This is a genomic window from Blautia sp. SF-50 (assembly GCF_900101315.1).
GTDB lineage: Bacteria > Bacillota > Clostridia > Lachnospirales > Lachnospiraceae > Blautia_A > Blautia_A fusiformis.
In genome coordinates this window covers 71,727-90,543 of record NZ_FMUW01000013.1, presented here as the reverse complement: position 1 = coordinate 90,543, position 18,817 = coordinate 71,727, and the positions used below count along the sequence as shown (strand labels likewise).

At 42.8% G+C, this 18,817-nt stretch carries 19 protein-coding genes, 1 tRNA gene and 1 pseudogene; 2 read left to right on the top strand and 19 right to left on the bottom strand.

From position 1 onward, the window contains the following. Positions 1 to 639: 639 nt before the first annotated feature. The 7 genes from BLP57_RS09930 to fba form a co-directional block, all read right to left on the bottom strand. Positions 640 to 2,337, bottom strand: coding sequence for an extracellular solute-binding protein (locus BLP57_RS09930; protein WP_092071340.1), 1,698 nt, complete (start codon positions 2,335 to 2,337; stop codon positions 640 to 642). Further along, positions 2,327 to 4,036, bottom strand: coding sequence for a sensor histidine kinase (locus tag BLP57_RS09925; RefSeq protein ID WP_242872601.1), 1,710 nt, complete (start codon positions 4,034 to 4,036; stop codon positions 2,327 to 2,329). The genes BLP57_RS09930 and BLP57_RS09925 overlap by 11 nt, the downstream gene beginning before the upstream one ends. Next, complete coding sequence (locus BLP57_RS09920; RefSeq protein WP_059085412.1) at positions 4,005 to 5,543, bottom strand: response regulator transcription factor; 1,539 nt, start codon at positions 5,541 to 5,543, stop codon at positions 4,005 to 4,007. Before BLP57_RS09920 ends, BLP57_RS09925 begins: the two co-directional genes overlap by 32 nt. Positions 5,544 to 5,632: 89 nt before the next feature. After that, complete coding sequence (locus tag BLP57_RS09915) at positions 5,633 to 6,469, bottom strand: carbohydrate ABC transporter permease (protein ID WP_021650827.1); 837 nt, start codon at positions 6,467 to 6,469, stop codon at positions 5,633 to 5,635. Further along, on the bottom strand, positions 6,469 to 7,317 hold the full coding sequence (locus tag BLP57_RS09910; RefSeq protein WP_242872600.1) for a carbohydrate ABC transporter permease: 849 nt from the start codon (positions 7,315 to 7,317) through the stop codon (positions 6,469 to 6,471). The genes BLP57_RS09915 and BLP57_RS09910 overlap by 1 nt, the downstream gene beginning before the upstream one ends. A gap of 118 nt (positions 7,318 to 7,435) precedes the next feature. Further along, positions 7,436 to 8,764, bottom strand: a complete 1,329-nt coding sequence (locus BLP57_RS09905) for an ABC transporter substrate-binding protein (protein ID WP_092071332.1) — start codon at positions 8,762 to 8,764, stop codon at positions 7,436 to 7,438. 276 nt (positions 8,765 to 9,040) lie between these two features. Beyond that, positions 9,041 to 9,904: a class II fructose-1,6-bisphosphate aldolase gene (fba, locus tag BLP57_RS09900; protein ID WP_015527136.1), complete on the bottom strand. Its 864-nt coding sequence runs from the start codon at positions 9,902 to 9,904 to the stop codon at positions 9,041 to 9,043. A 194-nt stretch (positions 9,905 to 10,098) separates the two neighbouring features. Between fba and BLP57_RS09895 the strand changes: the two genes are divergently transcribed. After that, a tRNA-Tyr gene (locus BLP57_RS09895) sits at positions 10,099 to 10,180 on the top strand. A gap of 892 nt (positions 10,181 to 11,072) precedes the next feature. Here BLP57_RS09895 and BLP57_RS18705 read toward each other — a convergent pair. Together BLP57_RS18705 and BLP57_RS09885 are read right to left on the bottom strand one after the other, a co-directional pair. Continuing rightward, positions 11,073 to 11,355: pseudogene (locus tag BLP57_RS18705) on the bottom strand (NAD(P)-dependent oxidoreductase); the annotation flags it as partial. After that, entirely contained in the window at positions 11,283 to 11,624 is a 342-nt protein-coding gene (locus BLP57_RS09885; RefSeq protein ID WP_092071329.1) for an RraA family protein, read from the bottom strand. The gene BLP57_RS09885 and the pseudogene BLP57_RS18705, both read right to left, overlap by 73 nt. A 164-nt stretch (positions 11,625 to 11,788) precedes the next feature. On the opposite strand from BLP57_RS09885, the gene BLP57_RS09880 reads away from it, so the two are divergent. Further along, positions 11,789 to 12,712: a LysR family transcriptional regulator gene (locus tag BLP57_RS09880; protein ID WP_015527133.1), complete on the top strand. Its 924-nt coding sequence runs from the start codon at positions 11,789 to 11,791 to the stop codon at positions 12,710 to 12,712. Between the two features lie 248 nt (positions 12,713 to 12,960). Here BLP57_RS09880 and BLP57_RS09875 read toward each other — a convergent pair whose 3' ends face one another. The 10 genes from BLP57_RS09875 to BLP57_RS17835 form a co-directional block, all read right to left on the bottom strand. Then, entirely contained in the window at positions 12,961 to 13,128 is a 168-nt protein-coding gene (locus tag BLP57_RS09875) for a tyrosine-type recombinase/integrase (RefSeq protein ID WP_092071326.1), read from the bottom strand. Positions 13,129 to 13,758: 630 nt separating this feature from the next. Then, positions 13,759 to 14,064, bottom strand: coding sequence for a class I SAM-dependent methyltransferase (locus BLP57_RS18265; RefSeq protein WP_242872599.1), 306 nt, complete (start codon positions 14,062 to 14,064; stop codon positions 13,759 to 13,761). Then, on the bottom strand, positions 14,054 to 14,410 hold the full coding sequence (locus tag BLP57_RS18260) for a class I SAM-dependent methyltransferase (RefSeq protein ID WP_242872598.1): 357 nt from the start codon (positions 14,408 to 14,410) through the stop codon (positions 14,054 to 14,056). The genes BLP57_RS18265 and BLP57_RS18260 overlap by 11 nt, the downstream gene beginning before the upstream one ends. 40 nt (positions 14,411 to 14,450) lie before the next feature. Beyond that, positions 14,451 to 15,152: a transglutaminase-like domain-containing protein gene (locus BLP57_RS09865; RefSeq protein ID WP_015527132.1), complete on the bottom strand. Its 702-nt coding sequence runs from the start codon at positions 15,150 to 15,152 to the stop codon at positions 14,451 to 14,453. After that, the gene (locus BLP57_RS09860; protein WP_092071355.1) at positions 15,142 to 15,810 is read right to left on the bottom strand and encodes a class I SAM-dependent methyltransferase; all 669 of its coding nucleotides are present in this window, start codon (positions 15,808 to 15,810) and stop codon (positions 15,142 to 15,144) included. Before BLP57_RS09860 ends, BLP57_RS09865 begins: the two co-directional genes overlap by 11 nt. A 14-nt stretch (positions 15,811 to 15,824) precedes the next feature. Further along, complete coding sequence (locus BLP57_RS09855; protein ID WP_092071358.1) at positions 15,825 to 16,736, bottom strand: ketopantoate reductase family protein; 912 nt, start codon at positions 16,734 to 16,736, stop codon at positions 15,825 to 15,827. Positions 16,737 to 16,755: 19 nt separating this feature from the next. Continuing rightward, on the bottom strand, positions 16,756 to 17,538 hold the full coding sequence (locus BLP57_RS09850) for a ZIP family metal transporter (protein WP_173740065.1): 783 nt from the start codon (positions 17,536 to 17,538) through the stop codon (positions 16,756 to 16,758). A 168-nt stretch (positions 17,539 to 17,706) separates the two neighbouring features. Next, entirely contained in the window at positions 17,707 to 17,853 is a 147-nt protein-coding gene (locus BLP57_RS18700) for a LamB/YcsF family protein (RefSeq protein ID WP_242982019.1), read from the bottom strand. After that, entirely contained in the window at positions 17,829 to 18,254 is a 426-nt protein-coding gene (locus BLP57_RS09845) for a LamB/YcsF family protein (RefSeq protein WP_255363770.1), read from the bottom strand. The genes BLP57_RS18700 and BLP57_RS09845 overlap by 25 nt, the downstream gene beginning before the upstream one ends. A 249-nt stretch (positions 18,255 to 18,503) precedes the next feature. Continuing rightward, positions 18,504 to 18,817: hypothetical protein (locus BLP57_RS17835; RefSeq protein WP_175442972.1), on the bottom strand; the 314-nt coding region annotated here is incomplete at its 5' end.

Below are 18,817 nucleotides of genomic sequence, written 5' to 3'. Positions count from 1 at the left end.
ATTTTCAATGCGGGAATATGCAGGGGGAAGGCCATCTCAGAGTTCCGTAGCCCGAAGGCCCTCCCCCTGCACCCCCACCCTCTTGGGCACGGAAGTAGTTCTTCGTTGTTGTGTGCGCTGCGTTGTTGACTTTTGTCTGTATGCTGCGGTACTCAGAATGGAACGTTGTGCCGATCTGGTTTCTGTATTCTTCGGTACTTATAGTGATACGCTGTGCCGATCTGATCCCTGTATTCTTCGATACTTATAGGAATATTCTGTACCAGTCTGACATTTCAGGACAGGACGCCCAGTCCGCTTCCATCCCCCCGCATGTTTTTTCCTGTCGGTTGGAAGCGTCAGCCAGAAGAAGGTGGCATCGGGCCGGGCTGTTGCGGAGGAGGGGTGATTACTACTTGGGCTGCGGGAGACGGCGTTATTGCGGCAGGGTCTGCTGTCTGAGCCGGAGGCGAGTTCTGGCCCTGCCGCAATGCTTTTAGCCGTCTCACGGAGCCCTAGTAGTATCCCCCGACGGAGTCCCTGCCCGGAGCGATGCCACCTTCCTCTGGCGTCCCTCAACCACATCCACCTCACAAAATCCCAACAACATCCACCCCGGACCAATGCCACCTTCCTCTAGCGTCCCTCTATACATCCGCCTCACGAGTCCACAAGCCCTTCCCGAACCCGCTCCGTAAGACTGTCTCCACCCTTACGATACCAATCTTCCACAAAAGAGTCAAAAGAGCTCACAGGCATCCTCCCCATAATGATCTGGATAAATGCGTTCTTCTCCAGCAAACGCAAAGTCTGAGGAATCTCCCCGTCACCATCCCCCAGATACTTCTTCTCCGGAGCACGGTAATTCGCATCCACCAGAAGCCCCACCGCCGAGATCCTGGACTTATACGCCGCCCAGGCCTCTACCGAAGGCACCTCCGCCTCAAGATACTCCTTACACGCATCAAAATAAGACGCCTCAATGGCACTGAGATCCTCCCTGGTCTTCTCATCGCCCGGACTGTAAAGAACCTCACGGATATGCTTTGTCACTATATAAGTAGCCTCATTATAGTCCACATTGATCATTAGCGGACGCGCCGTAGGATCCACATTCAAGGCAAAATAAGTGTTCATCTCATCCGCATCCTCTGCCTCATATCTGGAATGGTCAAACAACACACTCAAAATCTTCATTACAATCTCCGGATGCTCATACCCTTTACGCACAACTACATATTTATTATCTCGAAACGTAGAGTATACCTCCACAGTCCTCTTTACATCCGCAGTCAGATAATACGGTTCCCAGTCTGCCTCTTTATTCTTCCGATACTCATCCATAAGAGGATTATTCGGAGTCCACCAGAGCCCGAAAAACGCTCCGCATTTTCCATTCACCACAAGATCACGGATATTATTCTGTGCACGTAAAGCAAAATCCGAATCCAGTATTCCCTGCCTGTAAAGCTCTCTGAGATACCCCAGAGCCTCCTTTGTCTCCTCCGTCAGCGATCCATAGACAATTTCTCCATCTGCATTTTCAATCCACTGCTGCGGATATGCCCCGAACTTTTCAAACACAGAGTCCACCGAATAGCTGGTGCTGACCGTGCCCACAAGTCCCGGATCACAGACAAGTCCCACAGGATCTTCACCATCCTCTGCGCCCATCCGGTTTTCCTGAAACGCACGGATCACTGAAAAAGCCTCTTCCAGTGTCTTCGGTTCTTTCAGTCCCAGCTGCTCTATCCAGTCACGTCTCAGCCATAAAAGTTGCGGCCCATCATCAATGGCAGTCTCCGGAAGTGCATACAGTTTTCCGTCAAAAGTCCCGGATGCCAAAAGTTCCTCTCCATAGCTCGCATACATTTCCTTTATTTTATCGGAAGCGCAGCTTTTGTATACTTCCGTCAGATCCTCGATAAGATCATTTTCAACCAGTTCTTCCAGAGTTTCCCTGTCCGACACCAGAAAAATATCCGGAAGATTCCGATCTTTGACCAGGATGTTCAGGGCTTCGTCATACCGCTCCTCACTCTCCATAAAAACATTCTTATTCTGAATATTCAGTGTTTTTTTCAGATACCGGGTATATGCATTGTCCTCATAAGTCTGCCCGTCCGGAAGATTAGAATTATTAGCCCCTTTCATCTGTCCCAGAGTATAAGTTACAAGCTCCGGATATTTCCCCAGAGGCGTGGTTTCTGCCTGTTCCCAGCTCTTACTGCTCTTTTCGGACAGAACATCTATATCTGTTTTTTCCATTTCTGCAGTTCCTAAAGAACACCCCGTCAAAAGTGCCAGGCTCAGTATCGTACTCAGAAATACCACTGTTTTTCCCAGACTAAGTCTCATCTTTTTTTACCTCTTTCGGGATCCTCATATCAACGCTTGTCCCCTCACCTACCTTGCTCAGGATCCGGATGGCATATTTCTCTCCATATAAAATGCACATACGGTCATTGACATTTTTAAGGCCATAGCCTTTTGCCTGATATGTGAGCAGCTTTTCTGCCTGCTCCTGCTCCATCCCTATTCCGTTATCTTCAACCCGGATCACTACATCTCCATTCTCTTCAAAGAAATAAAGTTTCAGAAGCTTTTCCCCTTCCTCCTTCACATCCAGGCCATGCTCCAGAGCATTCTCAACGATGGGCTGCAGGGCAAGCTTCGGAACCAACTCCTGCTGCACAGACGGATTGATATTCCACTCCACCTTAAAATCATTGTCATGCATGATCAGCTGGATTTCCAGATAAGCTTCGATATTCCGAATACAGGTTTCCACAGTCACCATATCTGCTCCCTTACTGAGCGCTGTCCGGTAAAATGTAGATAATGCCAGTGTCACACGGCTGATCTCCTTCTGACGGCTCTTAATCGCCATCCAGTTTATAATAGAAAGAGAATTATAAAGAAAATGGGGATTGATCTGGGCAGTCAACGCTTTCAGTTCAAATTCCTTCAGAGCGATCTTATTTTCATACACTTCTTCGATCAGTCGATTAATTTCATCCATCATATGGTGAAAGCTTCTCACCAGCTGTCCTACCTCATCTCCGGAATCACTGTAAACCGTAACTTCACGGCTTCCCTGGTTCACCTGTTCCATATTTCTGGTAAGCTGCTCAATCTTTCTGGTAAACAGCTTGGAAAACGTCATTCCAAGCACAATGATGATCACAACACAGAAGCCGATCAGTGGGATCTCACTGATCAATACTTTTGAAACCGAGCTCTCGATCACAGCCGGAGGTTTGTAAAAATAATAGGTCCATCTTGTTTCATGTCCGCTGCTGCTGACATAGGTATATTCTTCCCTCAGACGATCCAGCTTTTTTGCGGTTTCTTTCTGTGCTGAAATATCACTGGCCGCCAGATTTTCTCCATGATAGACGATATTTTGCTGATCATCCACCACAAAGCCTCCGGAATTCCGTTCAATAATATTAGCCAGAGGCTGGAATACTTTTCCGTAATCCAACAAAATACAGAGCACAGCCTCCCTGATCTTACCATCATATATTTCCCTGACTGCCGCGATCTGACGATTATCCCGGTCCACAATCCACTGAACCGTCACGGTATTATTTAATTTGTCACTCCACCATTCCCCATCAACCTCTGAAAGCGGAGCCAAGGTATATTCATGGCGCACGGGAATGCTTTCTGCAAAAAGATGTATCCCCAGAATTGCTTCGTGGTAGGATTTCGGCACCGTCAACAGCGGATCCACAACTTCCGTATACTGTTCATATGCAGTATAACGATCCATATCTTTGTTAAAGATCACCTCCTGGATTTCAGGAGAATAGGTAAGATAATTCAAAAGGCTGGCATAAATTTCGATCTGCCCGTCAATGTTTTCTCTGGTCTGCTCCAAAATGGAGTACATATCCTCCATCTCATTTTTCCGTACAAGACTACTCATACGACTGTGACTATACAGTGCCAACACAGTCATCGGCACCAGGGATACCACCACAAGAAGATTTGTCAGCTTGTACCGGTATTTCATATTATTATACTTCTTCAGAAGACTCTTCATCCTCATTGTTTCCTTTCCGATAGGACTCCGGGCTGCTTCCGTAATATTCCCGGAAGCTCCGGCAGAAATACGAAGAATTGGCAAATCCTACCTGCTCGCTGACCATGGCTACTTTCATGTTGGTAGTTCGTAGAAGCTCCTTGGCCTTTTCCATGCGGAACACACGGATAAAACGATTCAGGTTCATCCCCGTCTCCTTCTTGAAAATAAAGCTGAGATAGCCGGACGAAAGGTATACCTTTTCTGCCAGTGTTTCCAGATTCAGATCTTCCGCATAGTGATTGTAAATATAATTTTTGACTGCTGCCACCTCATCTCTGGATTCGCTCATGGAACGGTCTAGGAACTCCTCGTACTGGCGGATATTTTTTTCTGTAACCTCAATGATCTCCTGAATGGTAGAACAGCCATACAGATGATCCACCTCCAGATCCAGCCTGTGCTCTCCGGCAAAACGATTCTCCTGAAACAGCTCCCTTATCACATTGGAAAAAACAAATTTCACATACATGGCCGAAAACTGGGTATTGGACTGATATTTGGATGCCAGGCTGCGGAAATGGCTCCACAGCTGCTTCACATCCTTTCTGGAAATATCTTCTGAGATTTTTTCCATAAGCCTGGAATCCTGCTCCTCTTCTCCGGTATTTTTTTCCTCGTCCTCCTCGCTGGTATAGACATGAATATCCGGATGATAAAATTTTTCTTCCATCTGCTGCTCCAGCTGTTCCATGATTTCCGGCAGTTCCTGATATCCGTCAAAACGCCGGCTTACAGCCAGATGAAAGCGAACAGGATGAAGGCGCTTCAGAAGATTATAGACATTTTTTGCCACAAGGACATAATCACAGTACACATCCTTAAAAAGAAGCAAAGACTGACGGCCATTAAGATTCAAATAGAAGAAAGAACGGCGAAGCTCTTCCCGGATCTCAAGGGGAACCTCATCACTGGCAGAATCAAAAAAAGCTTCATCCGATTCAATAAGAATTGCACAGTGCCACTGCTCCCAGACAGAAAAATCCACAATTCCTTCCGCTTCCTTCAGACGCTCCTGATCTCCGGAATAAATGTAGCCCAACAGAAAATACTGCTGAAGAAAGCTCTTTTCTTTTATGGACTGCTGCTCTTTATTTTTCCGGGATGCGATCTCCTTCTGAATCTTCTGTATGGTGTCATGAAAGCGGTCCGGATCCACCGGTTTCAGTACATAATCCGTCACACCATAGCGGATCGCCTCCTGAGCAAAAGCAAAATCTCCATAACCGCTGAAAATGATAATTTCCAGATCCGGATATTCCTCTCTTGCTTTTTTTGAAAGCTCCAGACCATCCATATGCGGCATTTTGATATCTGTCAGCATCAGATCCACCGGATGCTTTCTCAGCTCATTTAATGCCAGCTTGCCATTAGCCGCCTCATAAATTTCCCACTCTCCCTCCTCCATAGACAGAAGAAAGCGGATTCCGTCACGTTCCAGTTTTTCATCATCTACCACCAAAACTCTGTACATTCCTCACCTCGCCAAATATGGCCTGATCCACGTAAAAGCACGCAGATCAGGCCGTTTTTCTTTCATTTTAACATTATTCAACTAATTTGTCAGCCCTTAACAGCTCCTGCAACCACACCTTCAATGATATATTTCTGGCATGCAAGATAGAACGCAATGATCGGAATGATGGAAAGGACAAGAACGCCCATCATCGCTCCCATATCAATGGTTCCGTAACCGCCCTTCAGATACTGGATGGCAATGGAAATGGTTTTATATTTCTTGATATCAAGTACCAGATATGGAAGAAGATAATCATTCCAGATCCACATGGTTTCCAGGATCGCTACAGTTACACAGGTCGGTTTCATAACCGGAAGAACCACTTTAAAAAATGTCTGGATCGGGGTACAGCCATCGATCATGGCAGCTTCCTCAATCTCGATCGGAATGGATTTTACAAAACCGCTGAACATAAATACCGCAAGTCCTGCTCCATATCCAAGATAAATGATGATCAGTCCCCACGGAGTATTCAGTTTCAGGATGTTTGCGATCTTGGAAAGAGTAAACATTACCATCTGGAATGGTACGACCATGGAAAACAGGCACAGCATGTACATGGTTTTTGTCAGCGTGTTGGTAACACGGTTGATGTACCAGGCACACATGGAGGTACAGAGCAGAATTACCGCAACAGAAAATACTGTGATAAATAATGTCCATCCAAATGCCTGGAAAAATCCGGTTTTTGTGAGACCATTTACATAGTTTTCCAGACCTACGAACATTTTATCCGTTGGGATTGCAAAGGGATAACGGCTGATGTATGCTTTTTTCTTAAAAGAATTGATCAAAACCAGAAGAATCGGGAAAATATAAGCAACAGATACCACACTCAGGATCGCAGTCCACAGGCCGCTGAATTTTACTTTTTTATTCATTACTGCTGTACCTCCTTACTTCTTGTGAGACGATTCTGGATCATAGCAATTGCTCCAACCAGGATAAAGAAGATCACGGCCTTCGCCTGTCCTACGCCTTCCCATCCAGTACGTCCATAGAAGGTATTGTAAATATTCAGTGCAAGCATTTCTGACATATTGGAAGGCTCACCATTTGTAAGAGCAAGGTTCTGGTCAAAAAGCTTGAAGGAGTTGGTAAGTGTCAGGAAAGTACAGATGGTGATGGACGGCATGACCATAGGAATGATCACATGCTTCAGAAGCTGTCCTTTGTTCGCACCATCGATCTGTGCAGCCTCGATCAGTTCACCCGGGATATTCTGGATACCTGCAATGTAAATGATCATCATATATCCGATCTGCTGCCAGCACATCAGGATCACAAGACCCCAGAATCCGTAAACAGAAGAATATGTAAGTGTTTTATTGATCTGAAGAAGCAGACCGTTTAACAGAAGCTGCCATACATAACCAAGGATGATTCCACCGATCAGGTTTGGCATAAAAAATACAGTACGGAATATATTGGTTCCTTTGATCTTCTTGGTCAGAAGCAACGCAACTGCAAAACCGATCACATTGATCAGAATTACTGATACAACCGTAAATGCGGTGGTGTACCATAATGCATGTCCAAAGGTTCCATCCTCAGTAAAAATCTTCACATAGTTCTGTAATCCCACGAATTTTGCATCCGTTACTGTGGTAAATTTACAGAAGGAAAGATATACGCCCATGATAAAGGGAACGATAAATCCAATGGTAAATGCCAGCAGGGTAGGCAGGACAAAAACCGGAAAATACTTTTTCATCATCTTATTCTGCATGTTTTCTCTTCCTTTCTCCTGAGGATGCATCCTTCCCTACTTTACGCATCCTCCCTTCATTGAAAGAGGCAGGCGGAAACCGCCCACCCCTTCGTGATCACGTTTCAGTTATACCTTATCAGCCTTCATTTGCTGCTTTGTACTCTTTTGCCCATCCGTCAACAAATGCAGTTTTCACAGCATCCCACTCGCCGGTACCCTGTGCATACTCAAGCATTGCACTGCCGACCTGGTTTTTCCACTCTTCAGAAGGCATGGTTGTAAAGTTCCATGAAACCGGAGTTTTACCAGCTTTTACATATTCGTCGGCTGCTTTTACAAGCGGATTTGCAGACTCATAATTCTCATCAAAGGTCTTGAATGGTGTTGTAAATCCCATTTCCTTGCTTATAGATTCTCTTCCTTCATCACTTGTGATAACCCAGCTGAGGAAATCAAGAGTTGCCTGGATATCCTTCTCATCTGCTTTTTTGTTTACGCACCAGTAGTTCTCACTGCCTGTGCAAAGTCCCTGGTCCTCTTCACCATCAACACCAATGTAGATTGGAAGCATTCCCATATCCTCATCTGCTACTTCGTTATCTTTGATGTTATCATAAGCCCAGGTTCCATTCTGATAGAACACAGCCTCTCCAAGACCAAATTCAGCATTTGCATCATCGATAGTCTTGCTGGAAAGAAGGCTTGGCTCACAGGTAGAATCTGTGATATAAAGGTCAAACAGGTTCTTGAAGTTGTCAAGATAGGTTCCTTTGATCGCATCTGTGGATGTGATTCCGTCTTCTTTGTACTCATAATAGATTGGAAGGTTTGCAAGGTGTGTCTTGAAGCGCCAGTCACTGGAAGAATCAAAGCCTGCGGAAGTAAATGCACCATCAACTCCAAGGTCATCTTTCTTAGCCTGGATATCATCTGCAACCTTCTTTAATGTCTCAAAATTGTTAATCTCATCTGCAGACTTGATCACAGCGCCATCCATCTCACAGTATTTCTTAAGAAGCGCTTTGTTGTAAATAAGTCCATATGTTTCAATTACATAAGCAATACCGTCAACTGCACCGCTGTCATCCTTCAGTACGAAATCGTCACTCTCCACATTTTTGTAAACATCGCTGTCTTTCAGGTCATAGCAATAATCCTTCCAGGATGCAAGTCCAACCGGTCCGTTAACCTGGAACAGTGTCGGAACCTCATCCTTGGCCATCTCTGATTTCAGAGTAGACTCATAAGTTCCGGAAGCAGCTGTAACAACGGTAACCGGTACACCAGTCTCATCGGTGTATTTCTTTGCCAGGTCTGACCACTGATCTGCCTGCTCCGGTTTAAAATTCAGATAATAAACAGAGCCTTCACTGTCATCCCCTTTTGCCATAGCCGGAACTGCCGGGATCATGGTAGCTGCCATTAAAGCTGCAAGACCAAATGCTGTTGCTTTTTTCATTCTCATAATCGTACCTCTCCTTTACCTTATATGATATTCAATTTGTTTCGCGGATATGCTTAAAACGTCCATTTCGCATATTCCTGACCGATAAGCTTCAAATCAGCTTCTCGATTAACTTGATATTATTGTAAATCGAAGAGGTCATTTTCACTATATAAAAAAATCAAGAAACATGTTGATTTTTTTATATAGTAAAAATATTGATATTTTACCATGAAAAAAGAAGCCGGAACAGGCTTGCTCCCATTCCGGCTTCTTCCATATATTATTTTCGATTCATCATGCTTTATTGACAGATCCGAAAAGCTCCATTTTCTCTTTAACAGTAGCTTTGATCGCTTCTGCTCCAGGTGCAAGAAGCTTACGTGGGTCATATCCTTTACCCTGCTGATCTTTACCCTCTTCAATGTATTTACGTGTAGCTTCAGCAAATGCAAGCTGGCACTCTGTATTTACATTGATCTTGGAAACGCCAAGGCTGATCGCTTTCTTGATCATGTCTGCCGGGATACCTGTACCACCGTGAAGAACAAGCGGCATATCTCCTGTCAGTTTCTGAATAGCATCCAGAGTCTCAAAGCTTAAGCCCTGCCAGTTAGCCGGATATTTTCCGTGAATGTTACCGATACCAGCTGCAAGGAAGTTGATTCCGAGATCTGCAACTCTCTTGCACTCCTCAGGATCAGCGCACTCGCCCATACCAACAACACCATCTTCCTCGCCACCGATGGAACCAACCTCTGCCTCAAGAGACATGTTGTGCTCAGCAACGATCTTAACCAGCTCTTTAGTCTTAGCTACGTTCTCATCGATCGGATAATGAGATCCGTCGAACATAATGGAAGAGAAACCAGCCTCAACACATTTCAGGCATCCATCATAGCTGCCGTGGTCAAGATGAAGAGCAACCGGAACAGTGATGTTCAGCTCTTCCATCATACCGTTAACCATACCTACAACAGTCTTATAACCTGTCATGTATTTACCGGCACCCTCGGAAACACCAAGGATTACAGGAGAGTTGAGCTCCTGAGCTGTCTGAAGGATAGCTTTTGTCCACTCAAGGTTGTTGATGTTGAACTGACCAACTGCATAATGGCCTGCTTTTGCTTTTTTCAGCATTTCTGTTGCGTTTACTAACATGATAAAATCCTCCTAACCTGTATTAGGATACGGAAAAACCGTGTCCTTTATATCCAACCGTACTCATAATAGCAGATTTCCTTTGGTAAGTCCAGTATTTTACCAAAAATGCTGATGCTGTGGGAATTATTATTTTTTTTGAGAAAAAGCTTGCAATTTTATCAAATATTATATATAATACATTTGTTGTTCACGGATGGATTCCCGAGTGGCCAAAGGGGGCAGACTGTAAATCTGTTGGCACCGCCTTCGAAGGTTCGAATCCTTCTCCATCCAGCGAATTTAGCTCTTACATCTTTGCGATGTAGGAGCTATTTTTTTGTGCAAAAAGAAAACCGCAAAGGGGCCGCAAAGCCGCGGCCCCTCTGCACACCCCTCGGGCTTTTTTTAAGGAGTTCTTGGTTGTGGATGAGGGGAGGGTGTTGACTTGTGTCTGTATGCTTGGATATTGGATGTGGGACGCTGTGCCGATCTGGTTCCTGTATGCTTCGGTGTTGGTTGTGGGACGCTGTGCCGATCTAGTTTCTGTATGCTTCGGTGTTGATTGTGGGACACTGTGCCGATCTAGTTTCTGTATGCTTCGGTGTTGGATGCGGGGTGCTGTGCCGATTTATTTTTTTGGGGATACGGCCGGCTGCTTTATTGGTTATGGATTGTTTTGAGGCCGTTTTCTGTATGCTTCGGTGTTGGTTGTGGGATGCTGTGCCGATCTGGTTCCTGTATGCTTCGGTGTTGGACGTGGAACGCTGTGCCGATTTATTTTTATATATTGTGTTTTTTGGGCACTGGGCAGAATATACATTCGCTTCTATTGTCTGCTCTCTGCGGTTGAATTTTCAGCCGGGGATGTGGCAGCGGTATGGGCTGCTGTGGAGGAGGTGTGATACTGCTTAGGCTGCAGGGATCGGCGTTATTGAGACAGGGGCTGCTGTCTGAGCCAGAGGCGAGTTCTGCCCCTGTCTCAATGTTTTTAGCCGATTTCCGGAGCCTTAGCAGTATCCACCGACGGAGCCCTGCCCGTACCGCTGCCACATCCCCGGCGTACGGTTCATTCCATCCACCACACTTTCATCCACCACACAAAGAAAAAGACGGCCACCCCCAAAAACGAGACAGCCGTCCTTTCCTCACACATCATACATAGGAAATCGAAACACCGAAAAAAAATCTATTTGTTAACTCTGTTAACCGTATTACCATCCAGAAAAGCCTTGATATTATCAACCGTAATATCCATGATCCTCTGTCTGGAAGCCTGCGCAGCCCAGGAGATATGCGGAGTGATGATGCAGTTTTTAGCCTTGAGAAGCGGATTATCCCCCCTTGATTGGCTCAGTAGAAACAACATCAAGACCAGCAGCATAAACCTTCCCACTATTCAGAGCATCTGCCAGATCCTGCTCAACAACAAGCTGACCACGGCTGTTGTTGATAAGGATAACTCCATCCTGCTTCCTTTGTTTGCAAGAACGATAACATCTCCCGGCTGAGCCATATCCAGTGCTTTATGGAACAGAAGGTTATCTCCTGCCGGTGCATTTACTGTAAATGCAGTTCTCAGAAGTCTTGCCTTCGGGTTCAGCGGGAAAATACTGGAATCTACGGCAGCGATCTTTCCACAGTTATCATCAATATTTGCAATTGGAATTCCACGGAAGGCTTCTACTAATTCTTTTGACGGTCTTTCAAAGTTTCGTCTGATCCTACATCCTAATGCCATATGAAAACCTCTCTTCTTTTGATTTTCTTTTTTAATTGTATTTATCATATCATACAAGCTTACTATTGAATAACGAATAATTTCTCTGTATAATATAAATAATTTTTATATTATCAAAGCTTAAACCATCCTATAGACAACACCAAAGAAAAGGAGCTGTTCATATGAATCTTGCTGAAATCGAAACCTTTCTCACCATTGTAAATACCAAGAGCATCACCCGTACAGCGGATCTTCTTTTTCTTTCCCAGCCTACTGTCAGCCACCGGCTCACATCTCTGGAGAACGAACTGGGTTTTCCCCTTGTGATCCGTCAGAAAGGCCACAAGCAGGTGGAACTGACTGCCAAGGGAACAGATTTTATCATCCTTGCAGAACGCTGGATGTCTCTCTGGAAGGAAACTATGGAGCTGCAGCGCAATCAGGATTCCCTGCTGCTTACCATCGGCTGTACAGACAGCCTGAACGTAGCTGTTTTCGCACCACTGTATGACAGGATCTTAAATGAGCAGACCAAGCTGGACCTGAACATCGAGTCCCATCATTCTTCAGAGCTCTACGGTCTTCTTGGAGAACACAGCATTGATATCGGATTTGTCTACCACAAATTGCATTACAAGAATATCATAACAGAGAAAATCTTCGAAGAAAAACTTTATCTGATACAATCGGATCAGCCAGTGATTCCGGCTCCGGCAATACATACCGATGAGCTGGATCCATCCCTGGAGCTGTTTTTAAGTTGGGATGACAATTATCAGATCTGGCATGACCGCTGGCTTTCCTCCGCTTCCAGGCCTCACATTGCGGCAGATACCATCACACTTTTGGACCGTCTCTGGAAAAAACCGGGAAACTGGATGGTCGCACCACAGTCTGTGATCCTGGAGCTTTCCCATTACCGGCCTCTTTTTATCAGTGAACTGAAAAACACACCGCCAAACCGTGTCTGCTATAAGATCAAGCATAAATATCCAAAGTCCACCAGCAAACGTGCCGTGGAATTCTTCGAAAATGCACTGGAAGACTTTCTTGCAGAATCCACTCCGTCCTTCCCGATCGGCCAGGTATGGGAACGACAGAAATAAAAAAACGGTAAGCACAAGTCCGTCAGGAAGATTTTCTGCTTTACCGTTTCTTCTTATTATATTATTTATACCAGGATTTTTGATCCACCGCTTTCCACCAAAAAAGCGGTGGGTATTTTTTATCTGATCATTTGTTTTTCAGCTCTTCCACTGCTTTTTTGATCCTTGCACATGCTTCCTGAAGATCCTATTTGTCACAAAAATTGTCATAAAAGAGCCACGCCCGATAAAGGGAATGGCTCTGATTATTACATTACATTTTCAAGCTTTTTTATTTCATTCTGTACTCTTGCAGCATCTACGTGATTGTATATGTTCATTGTAATGCTTATGTCACTATGTCCCATGATCATTTGTAAAACTTTGATATCTAGGCCAGCTTCTGCACATCTGGTGCAAAACGTATGCCTCAGCATATGTGGATGTGTCAAGTATAGGACAAAAAAATTTTATTTTTTTCTGCCGAAGACTATCTGACGTTTCCATCAGGTAGTCCCAGCACCTTTATTATCTTCTGATAAATCATTCTTGTCCTGCTCAAGTTATCTCTGTTCTGAAAAAATATCGTCAAAATTCCATTCGATTTCAATTTCATCCTGAATCAGAGAAACAGCAGCACCCGTCACTGCAATCAGCCCCACTCTCCAGTTCATACAGGTAAGCCACAAAAGAATACAGATAAAATTCAGATGCGCACTGTTCCATGTGCATGTCTGAAAAACAAATCATCACACCTGACATTACTCAGTAAACCGTCATAACGCCCTCTCCTGTCGCATCATTTAACATAAGAACAGCACAATTCTCATTCTGAATCACAGGCTTCACATTACTTCCAAGACTTGCAATTTCATTTACATTCAAATTTCTTCTCCTTTCACATAGTGGTATTTTTTATGTTAGTTTTATCTAACCTTTTTTTCTATTATCTTAACATGAGAATCGAGCATTATCCAGACCTGAACGGACGGCAATAATCCATTTAGACAAAAATAAAGTTCCAGACTTATTATCTGAAACTTTATTATAAATCCAGCATCATTGCATTACTTCACACAACGGAAATATACCATAGAACCGTCAACATGGATATCCGTTTCTTTATATAGCTTTTGAAGGATATCTCTCAGCTCTTTCTCCGTCTGAAACGGTGGAGAAAAACACCCTTTCTTTGCAAGAATATTTTTTACCAGCCAATCTGTCCGTTTCAATTTTCCCCTGATATAAAAACAGGCAATGAAATCGCCGCCTGGTTTCAAAACACGCCATATTTCATGAAATGCTTTTTGCTTATCAAGAAATGTATGAAAACCATTCATACTGACAACGGTATCAACAGATTCATTCTCCATTTGCAGGTTTCCCACCCCCCTGAATACATTTGATATGCGCATGACTACCAAGTCTTTTTCTGGCTTGTTCAAGCATATCCATGCTGTAATCAATACAAGTAATATGTGCATTTTTCAGAGAGCTCCATTTGTTTTCCGTAAATACAGCAGTTCCAACCGGAACATCAAGAAGATTTCCTAAAAAGTCATCAGGAACATATGATAAAACTTTTCGTGCTATATCATTATCATCCGTGCCACTCCAAAATAACTTAATATACAGTTTGCTGAAAATATTTCTTTGCGTAAGAACATCGTCATATATATTTTTTGATGTTTCATAAGCATTTTGTATTTTGTCTGCCATATTACCCTCCAAATTTAATTTTAATTCTAAAAGCTTAAAACTATCGTTCTCTAATCTTCCTGACATTACGATTCATGAGGTGTCTTCCAATATGTCTATAAGCAAATGCTTTAAAGGCTGAAATTTCTTGATGATGTTCCTTCAACAGTTCATCTGGACAATCATAAACACCAAAATCCTGATTGATTCCCTCGCTCTGAATATAAGTATTGTTCCTATCAAACTCAATAATGAGATTTCTGAAATCCTTGACTGCTACTCCATAACCGCAAAATGCACCTGTACATTCCGAATTTTGTTCCTGTAACTTCTTTATGTAGGTTTTATCCAAAATGAAAGCTTCCAGTTCGTACCACTGATTTTCGAAATTAATTTCTACCCAGCTATGGAAAATACTTTTTGGAGCATTACGGTAAACAAACCCGGTCATAGCCCCTTTCTGCAATCTTTTATCAATCGTAAAACCATGTACTCTGCATGGAATATTGCAGGCACGTAAAAGTGCCATAAATAAAGTTCCTTTTGTATTACATTGTCCATAACCATCTGCAAGTACTTTTGAAGCTGAAATTCCGTCATCAATATTATATCCAAATAAAACATCATCTCTTACATAGTTGTAGATTGCCTTAATCCTTTCAAATTCACCCATTTCCTTCCATTTCATATTTTGAATAAGTTTTTGAATTGCCGGATTAGAAAAATCAACCATTCGTGTTTCCCTAAGATACTTATCTTTCATTTCCTATCGCCTTTCCCATAGGTTTTCTCACAACACAATGCATTCGCATACCTTTACGAATTTCAAATTTTTCTACTTTTAATCCTGCTTTTTTGCAACATTTTATGACCACATCTCTTGTTGGCACTTGGACATCTCCATGTCCGCATATATTTGCCAACGGCATTTCCAATGTATTCATTAGCCATACCAATACTTTATTGTCACTGGTCACATCTCTCAGTATCAATCTTCCATTTGGGCGAAGACATCTTTTCACACTGTCAAAAAATGCCTGTGGATCCGGATAATGATGGAAGCTCATAGAACAAATAATTGCATCAAATGAATCCTTTTCAAAAGGAAAGTTCTCACAGTCTCCTACAACAAATGTTGTATTTGGTATATTTTTCTTTTTTGCCTGTTCAATCATTGCCGGAGTCAGATCCAGTCCTGTATAATGCCGGTCTGGATATTTTTCTGCTAATAAAGAAATCATTGGAGCAGGCCCACAGCCTGCATCTAATAAATCTCTAAATGGCTCCTTCTCTAATTCTTCCAGAATATCCGGATAATCTTTCTTGCACATTTCGTAAATGCCAGCATGGTTACTTTCATATCTTCCTGCTGCTTTTGTAAACTCTTTAATTGACAATTTTTTATATTCTTCATTTTTCATGCTTTTTTCTCCAATCACTGTACCTTTTTCGCCTTGCATCCGCATTTCTTCATTTTTTTCATATAAGCATAAAACTGCTTATGCAATTCCCTCATTTCATCTGGTGCCTTCATAGCATGTTGATACATAAATTTATCTCCAAAACTGCTTCCAAATGTAACTGCCAGCATAATCGTCAGAAATGACAATGGTAAAAAGCGAAAAATATTCATTTTCCATGGTGACAGTTTACCCTTTTGTTTTCGCAAAAAATTAAAATTTCTTTTCAGCCTTTCTGCTGTTTTCCTCATGATTTTCCATTCTTTTCCCACTTTCTCCGGATCGTCTGATTCATAATACGCATCTGCAATCGGTACCACCATAGCAAGATGACAAAGCTGCCATAGATGCATATCCGTTACTTTCTGGTATGGTATATGAGCATGCCTCAATATCTCTGAAAACTGCTTAGTTCTTTCGGATTTATTTCCTGATATTTCTGCAAATGTTGTCGGCTGAATCAACCTTGGAGTAAGTGCTGCATCAAGGATACCATCATCATTTATACTTCCGCCTGCTCCTGGAAAAGCCGGTAATATTCTTCCTTTTCCGACAATGTCTTCCCATTTATTGTAACTGTCCAGTGAATTTATCATTGTAACAATCGTATTACTTTTATTATTTTTCAATTCAGTAAGTGCTTCATACAGCTGGTTTTCCCGGACAGTAAGCAAGACAAAATCATAAATATCATCGTTTGGTAGTTCTCCAAGAATCCTAATCTCTGCCTTTATTACTTCCTGATTTTTCTTATATTGCAATCCATTATTTCTTAAAGCCTCAAGTCTTTTACCTCTGGCATAAATATTTGTATCATAACCGGCTTCTGCAAATAAAGCCGCATACAAGGATCCAATCACACCAGCACCATAAATCAATATTCTCATAAGAATCATTCCTCTCCTCTTACCCCAGTGCCACATCCAAGATCATCATCAAACTAAATCCAAGTGCAAAGAAAAGCGTACCGATATTCGAGTGCTGTCCCTGAGACATTTCCGGAATTAGTTCTTCAACCACGACATATAACATAGCTCCTGCTGCAAAGCTGAGTAAATATGGTAATGCCGGGATTACCAGCTGTGCGACAAGAATCGTCATTACTGCTCCAATCGGTTCAACGACTCCTGAAAGTACACCTCCCAGAAATGCCTTTCTCTTACTTTCACCCTCTGCCCTAAGCGGCATGGATATAATCGCTCCTTCTGGAAAATTCTGGATAGCAATTCCAAGTGATAAAGCAAGTGCACTTGTTGCTGTAATCTGTGCATTTTCAGCAAGAAATCCTGCATACATTACACCAACTGCCATACCTTCAGGGATATTATGTAATGTAACTGCCAACACCATCATCGTAGTACGGCCAAGTTTGCTTTTCGGTCCCTCTGTCTGATCACTTCCAACATGAAGATGTGGAATCAAATGATCAAGTGCGAGTAAAAACAATATACCAATCCAGAACCCAACAACTGCCGGAACAAACGATAAAGTTCCCATATTCTCAGATTGTTCAATTGCCGGAATCAGAAGACTCCAGATTGAAGCAGCAACCATTATACCTGCTGCAAACCCTGCAAGTGCACGTTGCAGTAACTTGCTAAGTGTTTTTCTCATAAAAAACACGCATGCTGCACCTAGCGTTGTTCCAACAAATGGAATCAGTATACCTTCAAAAACATTCATTAGCATTATGTATTCCTTTCTGTATAGTCAAAAGTACTTTCACATCGTTCTGTTGTTAGTTTTAACTAACTATCATATATAAAAGAAACCGTGCAAAAAGCAAACTGTAATTTCACACGATTTTCCTTATGTTTAAGTATATCACTTACGAAATCATATAACAATATAATTCTTTTAACAATTTACAAGAGAAAGATCATCCATGTATGCACGATCTGCAAAAATCTCAGATGCTGTGCGAAGTCCCTTGCTCTCAGCGATATCACCAAGAACTGCTCCTGCACAGTAATAAACGATCAGATCTTTATCATACTCGCAGATTGCCTCACAGATCGCTGTGGAAATATCCTCGTCATACTGGCAGGCATTCCCCTCCCCATTGCTCCATGAGGAGCGACATGCTGAAGCTTCATTCCGTAGCTCTTGGTAAATGCAGCCAGTGCTCCGATCTGGTATCTGACGTAATTCTTAACTTCATCATGAGAGAGAACCATCTTTCTTCGTCCAAAGCCAAGAAGATCCGGATATCCAGGATGGGCTCCAACCATAACGCCACGTTCCTTTGCCATGCGGACTACCTTATCCATTACCATCGGATCGCCTGCATGCCAGCCATATGCAACATTTGCTGTTGTGACATATTTGATGATCTCTTCATCGCCGCCAAGCTTATATGCGCCAAAGCTCTCACCCATGTCACTGTTTAAGTCGATACTGTACATGTTGCTACCTTTCTTTACTTGTTGAAAGTATAACATGTTAAATAAAAATAATAAAATAGATTATTTTTTCAGAATATATTAATATTTTCTATATTTCTTTTGCAATAAATTTTACTTTTCTTTGATCCGTTCTTTGAAAAGCTGTTGACAAAGATTTTTATATATGATTAAATAGTCATATGAACATTAATTCATATATTCATATAAAAAACAAACGAATCAGCAAGGAGAGTTCATATGGAAGAAAAATTAAAGAAAGATTCCATGAAGTCCGCAGATTCCTGCGGCTGCGGTCACGAGCATGCGCATCACAGCCATGATGAGCATGAAGAACATCACGATCATGAGCACCATCACCATGATGAGCACTGCGTCTGTGGTTGCGAGAATCATGACCATGAAGATCATGAACATGAGCATCATCACCACCATGAGCACTGCGGCTGTGGTTGTGAGGATCATAAACATGAACATCATGAACACGAGCACTGCGGCTGTGGCTGCGGGGATCACGAGCACGAACATCATGAACACGAGCACCATCACAGCCATGGCGAGCACTG